At 50.1% G+C, this 18,890-nt stretch carries 11 protein-coding genes; all 11 read right to left on the bottom strand.

What is annotated here, in order from left to right:
- Positions 1-89: 89 nt before the first annotated feature.
- Positions 90-2,375, bottom strand: a complete 2,286-nt coding sequence (locus E2980_RS17870) for a helix-turn-helix domain-containing protein (protein WP_135153591.1) — start codon at positions 2,373-2,375, stop codon at positions 90-92.
- A gap of 154 nt (positions 2,376-2,529) precedes the next feature.
- Positions 2,530-3,591, bottom strand: a complete 1,062-nt coding sequence (locus tag E2980_RS17865) for a BtaManbiosPhlase (protein ID WP_135153590.1) — start codon at positions 3,589-3,591, stop codon at positions 2,530-2,532.
- Positions 3,592-3,595: 4 nt separating this feature from the next.
- Positions 3,596-4,546 carry an MTP-1 family protein gene (locus E2980_RS17860; protein ID WP_135153589.1) on the bottom strand — a complete coding sequence of 317 codons (951 nt, stop codon included), beginning with the start codon at positions 4,544-4,546 and terminating at the stop codon, positions 3,596-3,598.
- A 178-nt stretch (positions 4,547-4,724) separates the two neighbouring features.
- Positions 4,725-5,738, bottom strand: coding sequence for a substrate-binding domain-containing protein (locus tag E2980_RS17855; protein ID WP_135153588.1), 1,014 nt, complete (start codon positions 5,736-5,738; stop codon positions 4,725-4,727).
- A 152-nt stretch (positions 5,739-5,890) separates the two neighbouring features.
- Positions 5,891-7,081 (bottom strand): elongation factor Tu, encoded by a 1,191-nt coding sequence (tuf, locus tag E2980_RS17850; RefSeq protein ID WP_135153587.1) that lies wholly within the window; start codon positions 7,079-7,081, stop codon positions 5,891-5,893.
- An 86-nt stretch (positions 7,082-7,167) separates the two neighbouring features.
- A complete protein-coding gene (gene fusA / locus E2980_RS17845) occupies positions 7,168-9,252 on the bottom strand; it encodes an elongation factor G (RefSeq protein ID WP_135153586.1) in 2,085 nt (694 codons plus the stop codon).
- A 38-nt stretch (positions 9,253-9,290) separates the two neighbouring features.
- On the bottom strand, positions 9,291-9,761 hold the full coding sequence (gene rpsG / locus E2980_RS17840) for a 30S ribosomal protein S7 (protein WP_135153585.1): 471 nt from the start codon (positions 9,759-9,761) through the stop codon (positions 9,291-9,293).
- Positions 9,762-9,825: 64 nt separating this feature from the next.
- Complete coding sequence (rpsL, locus tag E2980_RS17835) at positions 9,826-10,248, bottom strand: 30S ribosomal protein S12 (RefSeq protein ID WP_115995304.1); 423 nt, start codon at positions 10,246-10,248, stop codon at positions 9,826-9,828.
- Between the two features lie 420 nt (positions 10,249-10,668).
- Positions 10,669-14,292, bottom strand: a complete 3,624-nt coding sequence (gene rpoC / locus E2980_RS17830) for a DNA-directed RNA polymerase subunit beta' (protein WP_135153584.1) — start codon at positions 14,290-14,292, stop codon at positions 10,669-10,671.
- A gap of 118 nt (positions 14,293-14,410) precedes the next feature.
- A complete protein-coding gene (rpoB, locus tag E2980_RS17825; protein WP_135153583.1) occupies positions 14,411-17,956 on the bottom strand; it encodes a DNA-directed RNA polymerase subunit beta in 3,546 nt (1,181 codons plus the stop codon).
- A gap of 243 nt (positions 17,957-18,199) precedes the next feature.
- Positions 18,200-18,811, bottom strand: a complete 612-nt coding sequence (locus E2980_RS17820; RefSeq protein ID WP_135153582.1) for a class I SAM-dependent methyltransferase — start codon at positions 18,809-18,811, stop codon at positions 18,200-18,202.
- Positions 18,812-18,890 lie beyond the last annotated feature (79 nt).

Below are 18,890 nucleotides of genomic sequence, written 5' to 3'. Positions count from 1 at the left end.
CCCCTTTCAATAATTTGGAACGATTGTTGAAAAAAACGACCGGGAGCGGAAAAGTCCGCTCCCGGCAAAGGGTTCGCGCTATTTGGCCTTTAGGCTTTGTCCCGGATCTGAGAAGGTGTGACCCCGTACTTTTTCTTGAACAAGGTCGTAAAATACGAAACGTTGTGAATACCCACCCGCTCCCCGATTTGGGCTACGGTGATAGACGATTCCGCCAACATCGTCTTTGCCCGCTCCAGGCGCACGTGCGTCAAATATTCATTAAACGACATTCCCATAACCGACTTAAACAGCTTGCCTACATAGCCGGAAGACAAAGCGACTTGTTCGGAAACCCATTCGAGCGACAGCGTAGGCTCCGCGTATTTATCCTGCAGCATGTCCTTCACTTGCTCGATTAATCGGGTGTTCTTCAAGATCGCCGCATTGTTCCGATGTTCCTCGATCATCGACACCAGCCGTTGCCCGAATCCCGCCAGCTGCTTCCGCACATCCTCCAGCGTTTCGGCATGCAGAACCTCATTAATCGCAGCGTACATTTCATCGGGGCCGACGTTCCACCACTCCGTTATGCTCTCGAACTCCCGCACGATCGCGGTAAACAAGAAACGAGTATACTGCACCGCCAGAGCAGGCGTTTCGCACTTCTGCATCAACGAAATCCAATGATCGGTTTCTTCTTGAATCTCCTTGAGGTGGCACAGCTTGATCGACTCGATCAGTTTGCGTTCGACCGAGGACGGGTAACGATCAAGCGAGGCTGCCCGATTCACGGCGATTCCGGCATCCAGAATGGCTCCATGTCCCACGAACATTCGATACTCCATATAGTCGCAAGCCGTTTGATATGAGCCGCGAAGCTCCTCAAGCAACCCGCACATATCGCCGATGCTGGCGGAGAGCGATAATTTGTAATAAGCACGGACGGATTCCTGAATTTCGCTTAGGATCAAATAGATTGCGCCGTCCCATTCGGGACGCTCGGTTTGAAGGACGACGACGATCTCGTCATCTTCCATCATGATGACGTCGTTCTTGTACGATTTGCCGAGCATTTCCTGAGCGATGTTGCATATGGCAAAACGAAACAGTCTTCGGTCGAAAGCGGTGTGATTGTCCTTATATGCCCTGTAGGAATCCACTCGCAGCAGGACAACACCCAGGTATGGGGCGGTCAGACGGTCGCGCCATGTCTTCACGCTTTCTGCCGAAGTGGATAGCTTATCCAATCCCCCCCGCAACATTTCGAACATCGCATTGTTCGTAATCATCTCGGTCGAACGGGATAAGGAAGACTCCATTGATCTGGCATTCTCTAAGGTGCTGTCAAACGCTTCCGTCAACAGCTTGTATTCGTCCAGCTTCAATAACGGACCAAGGCCAGCCTGCCTGTGCTCGCTGACCTTATCGACCAGCGATTTGATCGGATTGTAGAAATTGCCGGTCACGAATAGCGACAAAGCGATGCCGATGACAAGCAGCAGCACCGCCGTCATAAGCGTCCAATTCCTCAATTGATAAATATTGGAGAGCAACTGGTCATAAGGACGGACACTGATGAAATTCCAATCAAGGGAAGGGGATTTCACATAGGTGACAAGCTGTTTTTTATTGTCGATCTTGCGGACGAAGCTGCCTTCGGCATCATTCGATTTCAATATCGTTTGAACCTCTTCCAGGTTGGAAAAGTCTTTCATAAAATGCTCCGGATTCGAATGGGACAGCACATTTCCTTTCCCATCCACGACGAAATTGTTCGCGTCGTCGAAGACGCTGCTTATGCTGCGCATCGTATTCTGAATATACGATTCTTGCAAATCCAGTACGATCAAAGATTTGGGGCTGGCAATCAAGGCGTATTCCGGCACGACGACAAACCTGAGCACTCGCATCGGATTCCCGCCGCTTCTGGTAACGCGGTCCGGATAAAACGCCAAATACCGCGACTTCTCATGCGTCCGGACCGCCGGATCTTCGGGAAGTCCGGCGACATCGATATAAGCTCCGGTAACGAGATTGTATAGGCTTATGTTCGAAATGAACGGGTACATGCTCTGCACTGTTGAAAGCAACAGACCCGCATTGTAATTGTCCTGTTTATTTTCCGTCTTCGAATACATGAATGAAACGATGCGATTATCGTTGATTAATTGATAAGAGATATCTTCGACCTGCTTGTATACGACATCTGCCGTATAGCTGACTTGCGACAGCATTTCGCGCGAGGACTGATCGATTTCCTTGACGGCCCTGGATGAAAATAACGAATACAATATCGTGCACAATATGGCGATCGTTAAGGTAATGAGAAGTAAATAAGAAAGGACGAGACGCCTGTAAACCCGATGATGTTGAAATCTCTTCAAAAACGACAAGTTTCATCCCCCCTTTCCTTTTTCCTAATGGAATCCGGAAATAAAAGCCCTTATTAAGCAAGCTGCTCAAGAAGGGCCGTGTTCCTATTCATTCATTGCATTTCTCTAAGAGTGCGATCTTGACCATTCTAGCATATTTCACGGATAGAATCGCTCATTCCCAAGTCAAGCTGTCCATTATTTCTTGAAGGCTAAGCTCTGCGCATGCCATGGAAGTGTCCGCTACGCCGTAATACATCTTAACGGTATCGCCTTCCACCAATACTCCGCAAGAAAACACGACATTCCCGAAAAACCCTTCTTTCTCGTACACTGCTTCTGGCTCAAGAATCGGAATGCTCGAACGGGCGAGCACTTTCGATGGATCATCTAAATCCAGCAAAACAGCACCCATGCAATAACGATGATCGGGAGTTGCGCCATGATAGAGCTCGAGCCAACCCTTTTCCGTCTTGAACGGCACCGCGCCGCCTCCTATGCGTCCGCCGTCCCACATGCCCGGACGAAGGCCGATCAGATGGCGATGGTTTCCCCAATATAGCAAATTTTCCGATTCGGCAATCCAGATTTCCGGAGAACCGATACTCTTGGTCGTTGGCCGATGCAGCGCATAATACTTTCCTCCGATTTTCTCGGGGAACAGTAGAGCGTCCTTATTGTCCGGACAGAAGATCATACCGTGATGCTCGAAACGGATGAAGTCTTTCGTTGACACCATCGATTCGCCAATGCCTACGGGCGATACCGCAGAGAAGTAGATGTAGTAGGTGTCTCCGATCTGAGTGACTCGCGGATCCTCGATTCCGAACGTTTCCTGGTCATTAGACGGATAGATTAACGGATTGTCATCGATCGTAAAATTGTGGCCGTCTTTGCTGCGTGCCGCCCGTACATAAGAGATTGAAGTTAAATATGCGAAGCCTGCGCTAGTCGTTACGTCCCGGACGATCCGCGGATCGGAAAAATCGTAGCGGGCATCCTCCTTTCTCAGATCGACGATTTCCAGCAGCCCTGTTGACGGATTGTAGATCGGGGCTTTCACGATTCCTGGATCGTCGCTTATCGGGCGTTCTGCCACACGGAGCAGGAGAAGCACTTCATCATTGAATTTCGCGACGCCCGCATTAAAGGCGCCGATGACCTCAAAGCCATCATGGTACGGCCGAACGTCTGCAGGAGTAATGATGGGATTTTCTTCATATCGGTAAGTATTCATGGGGTTAAGCTCCTTTAGCTTCAAATGGAACAAACGGATCCGGGATCGTGATACGGTGCGCTTCCGCGTCGCCTATTCCCGCATAGAGGTGTGCGGTACCGTCGCCGTTCCGAATCAATCCGCCGCTAAACACCACATCCCGCAAATCGATACGCTTGGCCATTCCCGGCAGGAAGTCGTCGCGAACCGCAATGAGCTCGATTTCGGTTAGACTATTCGTTTCAGGATCCCAGGTAAATACCATCGGATAATAATGGCGGTCCATCCTTTCATCATAACAAGCGCTATGGCCGAGCACTCCGATTCTCCCGCCCGCAAGCAGATGGGCTTCATTCGCTCCACCCCATTCCGCATCGATAAATTGTCCTTCGAAAAGGTATGCCTCATCAATGGCTTCGACGGTCAATTCATCGAGAGAGGCGATCCGGGTAAACCCGATCTTGCCGAGCCCCCCTATGGTCCCTTGCGGACGGGTGAATACGCCAACCGTGCCATCTGCCAGCCCGATCAAGCGAATATCTTTCATCCCCTTCGGTCCGGTAAAGAAAGGGCTCAGATTGCGAATGGAGGATCCTCTATAAAATACCGTACGCCAAGCAAGAAAATTCTCCTTTTCCGGATGCGGGTACGTTTGTACCCCGCCAATGATGAGCTCTCCGCCAATCCTAGTATGGAAAGGATCCTGCAACGCGAACGTCGGCAGATCCTTATGCCGCGTCCATACCCCCTCCCGTTCCACGAAAAAGACGATCTCCGACTGCTCGCTCTCCCTCGATTCTACTCGTCCGGCAATGATCTGCTCCCCATCGTCTTCGAAAGGCGCGGTAATGTTGTATACATCGTTCCGTCCCACTCCGTCGAAGCGAAGCTTCAGCGGATTCGTACAAGCTGAAGGTTTAGCAAGATATTCCTTTAATAGGTCATTACATGTTTTCGTCTGATGCGCAACGGACATTCCCTTTACCCCCCGGCAACTCGCCACTCTTATCAATTGTTTTGTAACGTTACAAATACAATTATCACTCTTCTATTTTACATTACAAAACTCCAGTTGCGCCATGATTTTTTTCGGTTAAAAAAAAGTCTCTACAGCCAGCAAGGCTTGCAGAGACGCTGTTGACGTTTTGATTTATTTAACGGGAAGAAACACGCGTCGAATCACGGATAACGAGTGTCGTACGCAGAAGTAACTCCTCGAACGGTTCCGACGGATTGTCCATCCGCCAAAATAGCCGCTCTACGGCTCGCTTTCCGAACAACTCTTTATTGACGTTAACGGTCGTAAGCGGAGGATTGGACAGCTCCGACAGCATATTGTTGTCGTAACCGCATATAGAGACGTCTTCGGGAACATTCATTCCCCTCTTGGTAAGCACATTGTTCAGGAGCACCGCAACCATATCATTCGCGCAAAACCACGCGTCGGGCTGCGACGTCATCATCTGGATTTGGGCTGCGATCGATTCTTCGCTCTCGACCCCGGCAAGAATCTGATCCGACGGCTTCACAACAAGCCCTTTGGCCTTCAGTGCTAAATGATACCCTTCCCATCTTTCCTGAAAGCTTGGCGAAATAGACAAATCACCAATATAACCGATGCGCTTATGGCCAAGGCTTATCAGATAAGTGACCGCATCAAATGCGCCGAATCGGTTGTTCGTCAGAACGCAATCCACATGGAGTTCGGGGTGGTGATGATCGATCATTACAAATGGAATCCCCGTAGTTACTATGCTTTGGATGTAGGACTTATCCAAATGGGAAAGAACGAAGACTCCGTCAACCTTCCGATCTTCCAAGAATGCGGGAAGGGTATTCTGCATTTCCATTGCGGAATCGACTACGTGTATCAATAAGGAATAATTCCTGAGCTCGACTTCCTTCTGGATTTGGTAATTGATGATCCCAAAGAATAGGTTCTCGGATATGGCGCTCTCTGAGACGATCATCCCGATATGACCTCCATGATTCCGAAGGGATGATTTTCCCGCTGAAGAGAATTCGTACCCGAGCCTTTCGGCTGCCTCCCGTACTCTTTCCCTCGTTTCCTCGCTAACGCCCGGTTTACCCCCAAGCGCTTGGGACACCGAGTTTTTGGATATTCCCAACGCGTTCGCAACCTGCTGCATCGTCACTTTTTTCGCCACGAAACGTTCCCTCTTCTCAGACTCTTTTCGAGCCCCTCTTCATTGCATTCATTTTGCCCCATTATTATAGCATTGTCAGTACCTTTTCTACCAAGGTCAACCGATTCCGAGCATAAAAAAAAGCCCTCTGTCGCCAGAGGGCTTTGCTGTAATTACTTTTGGATAGAAGCAACTGCGCCAGCGCCTACAGTACGGCCGCCTTCGCGAATAGCGAAGCGAGTACCGTCTTCAACGGCGATTGGAGCGATAAGGGAAACAGTTACCTCGATGTTATCGCCAGGCATAACCATTTCAGTACCTTCTGGCAGGTTGATGATGCCAGTTACGTCTGTTGTCCGGAAGTAGAACTGTGGACGGTAGCCAGTAAAGAAAGGCTTATGACGGCCACCCTCAGCGGAAGTCAGAACGTAGATTTGCGCTGTGAATTCCGTATGAGGCTTAACGGAACCCGGTTTCGCGATTACTTGACCGCGCTCGATGTCTTTACGGTCTACACCGCGAAGCAATGCGCCAACGTTATCGCCGGCTTGAGCGGAATCAAGCAATTTACGGAACATTTCAACGCCTGTTACTACGGATTTGCGAGTGTCTTCTACAAGACCGATGATTTCAACTTCATCACCGATTTTGATAACTCCACGCTCTACGCGACCAGTAGCAACCGTACCACGACCAGTGATTGTGAATACATCCTCAACTGGCATCAAGAAAGGCTTGTCAGTTGCACGCTCAGGTTGCGGGATGTAGCTATCGACTGCTTCGAACAGTTCGACGATTTTGTCAGCCCAAGGGCCTTCAGGATTAGACAACGCTTCACGAGCAGAACCGCGGATGATTGGAGTGTCGTCGCCTGGGAAATCGTATTCGTTCAGAAGGTCGCGAACTTCCATCTCAACGAGTTCAAGCAACTCATCATCGTCAACCATGTCGCATTTGTTCAAGAATACGACGATGTAAGGAACGCCTACTTGCTTGGAAAGCAAGATGTGTTCCCGCGTTTGCGGCATTGGGCCGTCAGCTGCGGATACAACCAGGATCGCGCCGTCCATTTGAGCAGCACCAGTGATCATGTTTTTAACATAGTCAGCATGTCCAGGACAGTCAACGTGTGCATAGTGACGGTTAGGAGTTTCGTACTCAACGTGCGCTGTGGAAATCGTGATTCCACGCTCGCGCTCTTCTGGTGCTTTGTCGATTTGGTCGAAAGCTACTGCAGCTCCGCCATAACGTTTGGAAAGTACTGTCGTGATAGCAGCTGTCAATGTTGTTTTACCGTGGTCGACGTGACCGATAGTCCCGATGTTTACGTGTGGTTTTGTACGTTCAAACTTAGCCTTTGCCATGAATACTGTTCCTCCTTAATGATTAAAAGGATTATATTTGGTGGCGGGTGGGAACCGCTTATGAGACTCCCATGCCCAACCTCTTACTAAATGTCTTTCGCGCCTTTGTATTTCGAGATGATCTCTTCGGAGATCGATTTCGGAACTTCTTCGTAGTGGGAAAGTTCCATCGAGAACACCCCACGACCTTGTGTACCGGAACGAAGCGTTGTGGAATATCCGAACATCTCTGCGAGTGGAACTTTCGCGCGAACGATTAGCGCGCCGAAACGCGTATCCGTTCCTTCGATACGACCACGACGAGAGCTCATCATTCCCATTACGTCGCCCATGTACTCTTCAGGCACTGTTACTTCTACTTTCATGATAGGCTCTAGCAAGCAAGGGCTACATTTGTCCTTAGCTGCTTTAAGCGCTAACGATCCAGCAATTTTGAACGCCATCTCCGAAGAGTCGACATCATGGTACGATCCGTCAACAACAACAGCTTTAATATCAACGAGCGGGAAGCCAGCGAGTACGCCGTTTTTCATCGACTCTTCGATACCAGCTTGGATTGGAGCGATAAATTCTTTCGGAATCGATCCACCAACCGTTTTGTTTTCGAAAATGAAACCTGTGCCTGGCTCAAGTGGTGTGAATTCAACCCAACAATGTCCGAATTGACCTTTACCACCGGATTGACGAACGAACTTACCTTCGACCTTCGCAGGGACACGGAATGTTTCGCGGTAAGCAACTTGCGGTTTACCAACATTCGTCTCGACTTTGAATTCGCGAAGCATACGGTCAACGAGGATTTCCAAGTGAAGCTCGCCCATACCCGAGATGATCGTTTGTCCGGTTTCTTCGTCCGTGTGGGCACGGAACGTAGGATCTTCCTCGGACAGCTTCTGCAAAGCAATACCCATTTTGTCTTGGTCGGCTTTTGTTTTCGGCTCGACCGCAAGCTGGATAACCGGTTCTGGGAAGTTCATCGATTCAAGGATAACCGGATGTTTCTCGTCACACAGAGTATCGCCAGTCGTAGTGTCTTTAAGACCTACGGCAGCTGCGATATCGCCTGCATGCACTTCGCTGATTTCCTGACGGCTATTCGCATGCATTTGCAAAATCCGGCCGACGCGTTCGCGTTTGCCTTTCGTCGCATTTACAACATAAGAACCAGCGTTCAGTATGCCGGAGTAAACGCGGAAGAAAGTCAGACGACCAACGTAAGGATCAGTCATGATTTTGAAAGCAAGTGCGGCAAATGGAGCCGTGTCGGAGGATTCGCGCGTCGTTTCAGTACCATCGTCCAGAAGTCCTTTGATTGCAGGAACGTCAAGCGGGGACGGCAAGAAATTGACAACGGCATCCAACATCGGTTGAACACCTTTGTTACGGTAGGAAGATCCGCATACGACCGGGAAGATTTTCACTTCGCAGACGCCTTTACGAAGGGCTGCTTTGATTTCCGGAATGGTGAGTTCTTCACCCTCCAGGAATTTCATCGTCAATTCTTCGTCAAGCTCGGCAACTTTTTCTACCAAGATGGCACGCAGTTCTTCCACTTGCGCTTCATACTCTGCAGGAATTGCAATTTTCTCTGGGTCTTTGCCGAGATCGTCTTTGTATTTATAAGCGACCCGTTCAATCAGGTCGATCATTCCTACGAAAACATCTTCAGCGCCCATAGGCAATTGAATAGCTACAGCGTTAGCGTTCAAGCGCAACTTCATGTCTCTTACGACATTCAGGAAGTCTGCACCGATGATATCCATTTTATTTACGTAAGCGATACGAGGAACGCCGTAACGGTCAGCTTGACGCCATACCGTTTCGGACTGAGGTTCCACGCCTTCTTTGGCGCTAAATACGCCAACAGCCCCGTCCAATACGCGCAAGGAGCGCTCAACCTCTACCGTAAAGTCAACGTGACCCGGAGTGTCGATGATATTGATGCGGTGTCCATCCCATTGAGCGGTAGTAGCGGCAGACGTAATCGTGATACCGCGTTCTTGCTCTTGCTCCATCCAGTCCATCGTAGCGGCGCCTTCGTGCACTTCGCCGATCTTATGAACGCGTCCGGTGTAGAACAAAATCCGTTCAGTGGTCGTGGTTTTACCCGCATCAATATGCGCCATAATCCCGATATTACGCGTATTTTGCAAGGAGAACTCTCTAGCCATGTAACAGTCTCCCTTCGATTGTCTTGCTTAAGCGAATTCTACCAACGGTAGTGGGCAAACGCTTTGTTCGCTTCCGCCATTTTGTGAGTATCCTCACGTTTTTTAACGGCTGCACCAGTGTTATTGGATGCATCCAGGATTTCAGCAGCTAAACGCTCTTCCATCGTTTTCTCGCCGCGGTTGCGGGAGTAGTTAACGAGCCAGCGCAGTCCTAGGGACGTGCGGCGTTCAGGCTTAACTTCAATCGGAACTTGATAGTTTGCTCCACCTACGCGGCGGGCTTTAACCTCGAGTACCGGCATGATGTTCTTGATCGCGGCTTCAAAGACCTCCATAGCATCTTTACCGGAGCGCTCCTGAATCAGGGTGAACGCATCGTATAGAAGCTGTTGGGCTACACCTTTTTTACCGTCGATCATAATGCGGTTTACAAGACGAGTGACAAGTTTGCTGTTGTACAGCGGATCCGGGAGTACATCCCGTTTCTGAACTGGTCCTTTACGTGGCATTGAAGTTCCTCCTTTCCCATTCATGTTGTGCAGCGTTTAGGCGATCAAGCCGCCTATTCGCTTATTAGGATTTCTTAACTTTCGGTCTTTTCGTACCGTATTTCGAACGAGCTTGTTTCCGGTTGTTAACGCCAGCGGTATCCAATGCTCCGCGAACGATATGGTAACGAACCCCCGGTAAGTCTTTAACCCGGCCTCCGCGAACAAGAACGACGCTATGCTCTTGCAAGTTATGGCCGATCCCCCCAATGTAGGCGGTCACCTCAACGCGGTTGGTCAAACGGACCCTCGCGTATTTACGAAGTGCGGAGTTCGGTTTTTTCGGAGTCATAGTTCCTACACGAGTGCAAACTCCACGTTTTTGAGGAGCGCTCAGATCGGTTTCAACGCGTTTGAGGGCATTGAATCCTTTTTGAAGTGCAGGCGATTTCGATTTAACGACCTTCGATTGACGGCCTTTGCGAACTAGCTGGTTAATTGTTGGCATGCTGCCACCCCCTTCCCATGAACGGTAAAAATAATTAGTAAACGACTCAATCGATACCTTTTACGAAGCCCACAGATCCAGGTGGTTCATTTTGAGAGACGAGAAAGGGCCCGACCGGTATTCTCTCACATGAAAATCTCTTTTCAGTGGACGAACACCGAATCAAACCCAACAATCTTATTCCTCAACGGTCACGGCGCCTGCCGTACCGACTAAATGTCACACTCTTTGCTTGGTTCCGCACCGTATCGATGTACGTCAGTTTGACGCACGTCTGGCACACACTAGGATATATTATCACCTGGATCTGGGTGTGTCAAGAAATTTGATGGCTTTATTCTATTTCTCTCATATCTTTAACGGCAATTAAAAAACGCAGATACCGTTGCCGGTATCTGCTGGAGATTTGGATCCTATTGCTTACTCTACGCCGACCGGCTCAAGCTCAGCCGTTTCATCGGTCGGTTCGTCAAATGGCGAAACGACGCGAATGTTGCGATAACGAGCCATACCCGTACCTGCCGGAATGAGCTTCCCGATAATAACGTTCTCTTTGAGACCAAGCAGCCTGTCGACTTTGCCTTTGATAGCAGCGTCGGTCAGAACGCGAGTCGTCTCTTGGAAAGACGCCGCAGATAGGAACGAATCCGTCTCGAGAGAAGCCTTCGTAATTCCGAGGAGTACCGGACGCGCGACTGCAGGCTCTTTATCAGCCAGGATCGCATCGCGGTTAGCCGCCTCGTACTCGTGCAGATCAACGAATGCACCCGGTAGAAGCACCGTATCGCCTGGATCAACGATGCGAATCTTACGAAGCATCTGCTTGATCATAACCTCGATATGCTTATCGTTGATTTCAACGCCTTGGTTACGGTATACGCGCTGAACTTCTTGCAGAATATAGTTCTGCACGCCGCGAATGCCTTTGATGCGCAGCATTTCTTTAGGATCGATAGAACCATCCGTCAACTCGTCTCCAGCTTCAACTTGCTGGCCTTGGGTGACGCGAATGCGTGATCCGTAGCTGACTGGGTAGATTTTGGATTCCGCTCCGCCCTGCAATTCGATTTCACGACGATCCTTCGTCTCGCGAATTTCTTTAACTACGCCGTCAAGCTCGGAGATAATTGCTTGACCTTTCGGGTTCCGAGCTTCGAAGAGCTCCTGAATCCGCGGCAAACCTTGGGTAATATCGTCTCCTGCAACACCGCCGGTATGGAACGTACGCATGGTGAGCTGCGTTCCCGGCTCTCCGATGGATTGCGCGGCGATGATCCCGACCGCTTCTCCGATTTCGACCTTCTTGCCGGTAGCAAGGTTGCGTCCGTAGCAAAGCTTACAAACGCCATGACGGGCACGGCAGCTAAGTACGGAACGGATTTGAACTTTTTTGATATCCGCGCGAATGATCTCTTCCGCAATTGGCGTATCGATCAAATCGTTACGGTTCGCGATAATTTCCTTCGTTTCCGGATGGCGGATCGTTTGGAAGGCATAACGGCCTTCGATACGGTCGAACAAGTCCTCGATGACCTCTTTGCCATCTTCAATTCGGGATACGGTAATTCCTTTATCCGTTCCGCAATCGTCCTCGCGAACGATAACGTCTTGCGCTACGTCTACGAGACGGCGAGTCAGGTAACCGGAGTCAGCCGTACGAAGTGCCGTATCGGCCAGACCTTTACGCGCTCCGTGAGTGGAGATGAAGTACTCCAATACGGTAAGACCTTCGCGGAAGTTGGACTTAATCGGCAACTCGATGATTCGTCCGGACGGGTTGGCCATCAGACCGCGCATACCGCCCAATTGGGTGATTTGCGATTTGTTACCCCGCGCCTTGGAATCCACCATCAACATGATGTTGTTGTAGCGATCCATGGATTTCATCAGAACATCCGTGATTTCGTCCTTCGTTTTGCTCCAGATCTCGATAACGCGGTCGCGACGCTCTTCGTTCGTGATCAATCCGCGACGATATTGCGTGGATACGACTGTGACGCGCTCTTCGGACTTCGCCAGAATTTGATCCTTCTCTTGCGGAACGATAACGTCGGAGACGCCGATCGTAATTCCCGCGCGAGTCGAATACGTAAATCCAAGCTGCTTGATGTTATCCAAGATGATGGAAGTCTTGGTCGTATGATAGATTCGGAAGCATTCGCCGATGATGTTACCCAAGTATTCTTTACCTACGGCAGCCGGAATCGCAGGATCGTTGATGAACTTGCTAATGTCCGCGCCTTTATCGTAGATGAAGTATTTGTCGGGCGTTCCTTTGACGAGATTCGCTTTCGAAGCTTCGTTAATATACGGGAACGTATCCGGGAAAATCTCGTTAAAGATGATCTTACCGATCGTTGTTACGATCAGAGCTTCTTGCTGTTCCGGAGTAAAGGTCTTCTTCTTCAGCTCTCTAACCGGGATGACAACGCGGGCATGCAAGGAAATCCCCGTGATTCCGCGCTGATAAGCAGAGATAGCCTCATTAACGTCTGCGAACCGGATACCCGTACCGTAAGATTGATTGTTATCCATCGTCAGGTAATAGCAACCAAGTACCATATCCTGGGATGGAGTAACGACAGGCTTACCGTCTTTAGGGTTCAAGATGTTACCCGAAGCAAGCATGAGCAAGCGAGCTTCCGCTTGGGCTTCCGCGGACAACGGAACGTGAACCGCCATTTGGTCGCCGTCGAAGTCGGCGTTATATGCCGTACATACGAGCGGATGAAGCTTAATGGCGCGACCTTCGACCAAGATCGGTTCGAACGCTTGGATACCAAGTCTATGAAGCGTAGGAGCACGGTTGAGGAGCACCGGATGTTCTTTGATGACTTCCTCTAGCACATCCCAAACTTCAGGACTTACGCGTTCGACTTTGCGCTTCGCGCTCTTAATGTTATGGGCTAAGCCCTTCAAGACTAGTTCCTTCATAACGAAAGGCTTGAATAGCTCCAATGCCATTTCCTTAGGAAGACCGCATTGATACATTTTCAAGCTCGGACCGACAACGATAACGGAACGTCCGGAGTAATCGACGCGCTTTCCGAGCAAGTTCTGACGGAAACGGCCTTGCTTACCCTTCAGCATATGGCTGAGCGATTTCAAAGGACGATTCCCGGGACCCGTTACAGGGCGACCGCGACGTCCGTTGTCGATCAACGCATCTACCGCTTCTTGCAGCATCCGCTTCTCGTTCTGAACGATAATGTCCGGAGCTCCGAGATCAAGCAAACGTTTCAACCGGTTGTTCCGGTTAATAACCCGACGATACAAGTCGTTCAAGTCGCTCGTTGCGAACCGGCCGCCGTCCAATTGAACCATTGGACGCAATTCCGGAGGAATGACGGGCAGGACGTCAAGAATCATCCAGTCCGGCAGGTTGCCGGAGTTCCGGAAAGATTCCACGACCTCTAGGCGCTTGATCGCACGATTACGGCGTTGGCCTTGTGCCGTGCGCAAGTCTTCCTTGAGAACTTCCAGCTCGCGGTCAAGATCGATATCCTGCAACAATCTCTTGACGGCTTCCGCGCCCATGCCCGCATGGAACGCATAACCGTACTTGTCGCGATAGCTGCGGTATTCTTTCTCGGAGAGCAGTTGCTTCTTCTCGAGCGGCGTATCGCCTGGATCCGTTACGACGTAGGAAGCGAAGTAGATAATCTCTTCAAGCGAACGAGGAGACATATCGAGCGCAAGACCCATACGGCTTGGAATGCCTTTGAAATACCAGATATGAGAAACCGGAGCGGCCAACTCGATATGCCCCATCCGTTCACGGCGAACTTTCGCGCGCGTGACTTCGACGCCGCAACGATCGCAAACGACGCCTTTGTAACGAACTCTCTTGTATTTGCCGCAATGACATTCCCAGTCCTTGGTCGGACCGAAAATCTTCTCGCAGAACAAGCCTTCTTTTTCCGGCTTCAATGTCCGGTAGTTTATCGTTTCCGGCTTCTTGACTTCGCCTCTCGACCACGACCGGATTTTGTCCGGTGAAGCCAAACCGATTTTCATGAACTCAAAGTTGTTGACGTCTAACAAGGAGCAAGCCCTCCTTCATCGTTGCTAGGATTTCAGATCTTAACGACGGCCCCGAAGGTCCGGCGTCATGCGTGGCGAAGACAGGGCTGCGGCGCCTAAACGTACGCAGCCAGCTTCACTATTCGACACCGACTTCAGTACCCTCGAGATTAAGATTCAGCTTATCTCCAGCGGCATCTTCTTCGTCGTCCATTTCCTTCATTTCGATCTCTTGCTCGTCTCCGGACAAGATCTTAACATCCATACCCAAGCTTTGGAGCTCCTTGATCAATACCTTGAACGATTCCGGTACGCCTGGCTCGGGAACGTTCTCGCCCTTGACGATCGATTCGTAGGTTTTGACGCGACCGACGACATCATCCGATTTGACGGTCAATATCTCTTGAAGCGTATAGGCGGCGCCATAGGCTTCCAATGCCCAAACTTCCATCTCCCCGAAGCGTTGTCCGCCGAACTGGGCTTTACCACCCAACGGCTGTTGCGTTACGAGAGAGTAAGGACCCGTGGAACGGGCATGGATTTTGTCGTCTACCATATGCGCCAGCTTGATCATGTACATGACGCCAACGGTAACTTCGCGTTCGAATAACTCGCCGGAGCGACCATCGCGCAGCATCCATTTGCCGTTACGTTTCATGCCTGCTTCTTCCATGGCATCGAAGACGTCCGTCTCGCGCGCACCGTCGAATACCGGAGTTGCGGAGTGAATGCCGAGCAACTTACAAGCCATGCCTAAGTGAACTTCGAGCACTTGACCGATGTTCATCCGTGAAGGTACGCCGAGCGGGTTAAGAACGACTTGCACTGGAGTGCCATCCGGTAGGAACGGCATATCTTCCTCTGGCAAGATGCGAGCGATAACCCCTTTGTTACCATGGCGTCCCGCCATTTTATCGCCTTCGGAGATTTTACGCTTCTGAGCGATATAGGCACGTACCAATTGGTTCACGCCAGGAGGCAGCTCATCGCCGTTCTCGCGGGTGAACACTTTAACGTCAACGACAATCCCGTCGGTACCATGCGGCACGCGCAGGGAAGTGTCACGTACTTCACGAGCCTTCTCGCCGAAGATCGCATGCAGAAGGCGTTCTTCCGCCGTAAGCTCCGTTACGCCTTTCGGAGTAACTTTACCAACGAGGATGTCGCCAGCGCTAATTTCCGCGCCTACGCGGATAATTCCACGCTCGTCAAGGTTGCGGAGGGCATCTTCGCCGACGTTCGGAATATCGCGAGTAATTTCTTCAGGTCCGAGCTTGGTGTCGCGCGCTTCCGACTCGTACTCTTCGATATGAATCGAAGTATAGACATCTTCGCGTACCAATTTCTCGGAAAGCAGGATCGCATCCTCGTAGTTGTAACCTTCCCATGTCATGAAGGCAACGACTACGTTGCGGCCAAGGGCCAATTCGCCAGTATCCGTCGAAGGTCCGTCAGCCATGATATCGCCTTTTTTGATGATATCTCCGCGACGCACGAGCGGTCTCTGGTTAATGCAAGTACCTTGGTTAGAACGCATGAACTTCTGAAGCTTGTATTTAACGATGTCGCCTTTGACTTCTTTGCCTTCGATCATCTCGACGCGACGTAATTGGATTTCATTGGCGGAAACTCTTTCGATGAATCCGTCATATTTGGATACAATACATACCCCGGAGTCTTTTGCGGACTTATGCTCCATCCCGGTTCCTACGAAAGGAGCTTCCGGAATAAGCAACGGAACGGCTTGACGTTGCATGTTGGATCCCATGAGCGCACGGTTGGAGTCATCGTTCTCGAGGAACGGAATCATCGCCGTCGCGACGGATACGACTTGCTTAGGAGATACGTCCATGTAGTCAACGCGGTCACTCGGCATCGTCAAGATATTATCGGTCTGTTTGTTATAACGAACGATAATATTCTCTTCGACGAAGGATCCGTCCGGATTCAACTGGGCATTCGCTTGCGCGATGATATAGTTGTCCTCTTCATCCGCGGTCATATAAACGATATCATCCGTAACCCGGTTCGTATGAGGATCGACTTTACGATAAGGAGCCTCGATAAAGCCGTACTCGTTAATGCGCGCGAAGGAAGACAAGGAGTTGATCAACCCGATGTTCGGTCCCTCCGGAGTCTCGATCGGACACATACGGCCATAGTGGGAGTGATGGACGTCACGGACTTCGAAGCCCGCGCGTTCACGCGTCAAACCGCCAGGTCCAAGAGCGGATAGACGACGCTTATGCGTCAATTCCGCCAGCGGATTCGTTTGGTCCATAAATTGAGACAGCTGGGATGAACCGAAGAACTCTTTAATCGCTGCGATTACAGGACGAATGTTGATCAAGGCCTGAGGCGTAATCGCATTCTGATCCTGAATCGACATCCTCTCGCGTACGACCCGTTCCATACGGGACAAGCCGATACGGAATTGGTTCTGCAGCAATTCGCCGACGGAGCGTAGGCGACGGTTACCTAGATGATCGATATCATCGGTATTCCCGACCGTTTGCAGCAAATTCATGAAGTAGTTAATGGACGCGATAATATCCGCAGGCGTAATGTTCTTCACCGTCTTGTCGATGATGCCGTTGGAGATAACCTTGACCACTTTACCATCTTCTAGAGGCGAGAAAATGCTAACGGATTGCAGAGGAATGTCTTCGGATTCATACACGCCGCCAGTTACGCGGTAGTTCTTGAATCCGACGTTCTTCTCCAGCATAGGGAGAATTTGATCCAAAAGCCGGCGGTCTATCATTTGTCCGGCTTCCGCGATAATCTCGCCCGTAGATGGATCTACCAGCGTCTCTGCCAAACGTTGATTAAACAATCGGTTCTTAATATGCAGCTTTTTGTTTACTTTGTAACGACCGACGTTCGCAAGATCGTAACGCTTAGGATCGAAGAAACGTGCGATAAGCAAACTGCGCGCGTTCTCCAATGTCGGCGGTTCTCCCGGACGAAGACGCTCGTAGATCTCGATCAGCGCTTTCTCCGTGGAATCCGTATTATCCTTCTCAAGCGTATTGCGAATGTAATCGTCTTGTCCGAGCAGATCCAAAATCTCCGCGTCGGTTCCAAATCCCAGAGAACGGAGAAGAACCGTTACGGGAATTTTACGAGTACGGTCGATCCGCACGTAAATGATATCTTTAGCATCTGTCTCAAGCTCAAGCCATGCTCCACGATTCGGAATGACAGTTGCGGTGTAATTTTTCTTGCCGTTCTTATCTACCTTCGTACTGAAGTAGACACTTGGGGAGCGCACCAATTGGCTGACGATAACACGTTCCGCACCATTGATTATGAAAGTACCCGTTTCGGTCATGAGCGGGAAATCGCCCATAAATACTTCCTGTTCCTTAACTTCGCCGGTTTCTTTATTAAGCAACCGAACTTTAACACGAAGCGGAGCCGCATAGGTAACGTCGCGTTCTTTCGATTCATCAACGGAATACTTCGGTTCGCCCAGGCTATAGTCGATAAACTCGAGCACTAGATTTCCGGTAAAATCCGAGATTGGCGAAATGTCCTGAAAAATCTCGCGCAAACCCTCGTCCAAAAACTTCTGGTACGATTGCTGTTGGATTTCGATCAGGTTCGGAACTTCCAACACTTCATTAATGCGGGCGTAGCTGCGCCGTGCACGGCGGCCATACTGAACAAGATGTCCTGCCAACTTAACCTCACCCCTTAAGTCTGCTTCAACACATAAATAAAGAAAAGCCCTTATGCGCCGGTTGGCGGCACAATGGCAACTCATCCAGTCTTCTACCCAAAACAAACCCATTATACGCCAACAAACGTGAATTTATTCTTGGGAAGGAGTCAGGCTTAGAGGATTTTTGTGTTGAAGACAATTAGCCCATCCTAATACTGACATTTTTTAATAATACCACAACAGAAATGTCAAGTCAAATATTTATTCTTGACTTTTCGTGCAACTGTATATCCGGAATCCTTTGTCCTTACCTGCCTCTACGACCGCTTCCTCGCCGTAAATCTCTTCCAGCTTTGCCCTGGCGGAAGATGCACCTTGTTTGTTCTGGATAACTACCCATAAGGTTCCCCCTGGGCTTAGATGCCTCCATGATTCTTCGAACAACCGATGCACGACGGTTTTCCCCGCCCGAATTGGCGGATTGGATAGAATCACGTCGAATGTCTCGCCTTCGACCGACACGAACAAATCGCTCTGCGCAACAGATACATTCAGAATTCCATTGAGTTGAGCATTGTGTTTGGCCAGTTCTACTGCCCGTTCGTTAACATCGATCAGCTTAACATGTCCTTGCGGCGCAAGGCGGGCAGCGATCAATCCAATCGGACCGTAACCGCAGCCGATATCCAGCACTTGTGCATCTTGCGGAATATCCATAAGCTCGATCAAAACCCGACTGCCATAGTCCACCCCGTCCCGCGAAAACACGCCGGCATCCGACGTCAATTGAAGTTTAATTCCCCGAAGCATAGTTTCGAAAGCTCGTCGATTACTTGCCGATTTCGGCTTACTCGAGTAGTAATGATCGTTCACTCAAGCTCCTCCAACATTCCAGCGTAAGATGCCTTCTCTAAGCATGATCAAGTTTACACATGAACAAACCCCTCGAAGA

The sequence above is a fragment of the Cohnella luojiensis genome, from assembly GCF_004564235.1.
Taxonomy (GTDB): Bacteria; Bacillota; Bacilli; order Paenibacillales; family Paenibacillaceae; genus Cohnella; species Cohnella luojiensis.
The sequence above is the reverse complement of the archived record's forward strand: the minus strand, read 5'-3'. Positions and strand labels throughout refer to the sequence as shown.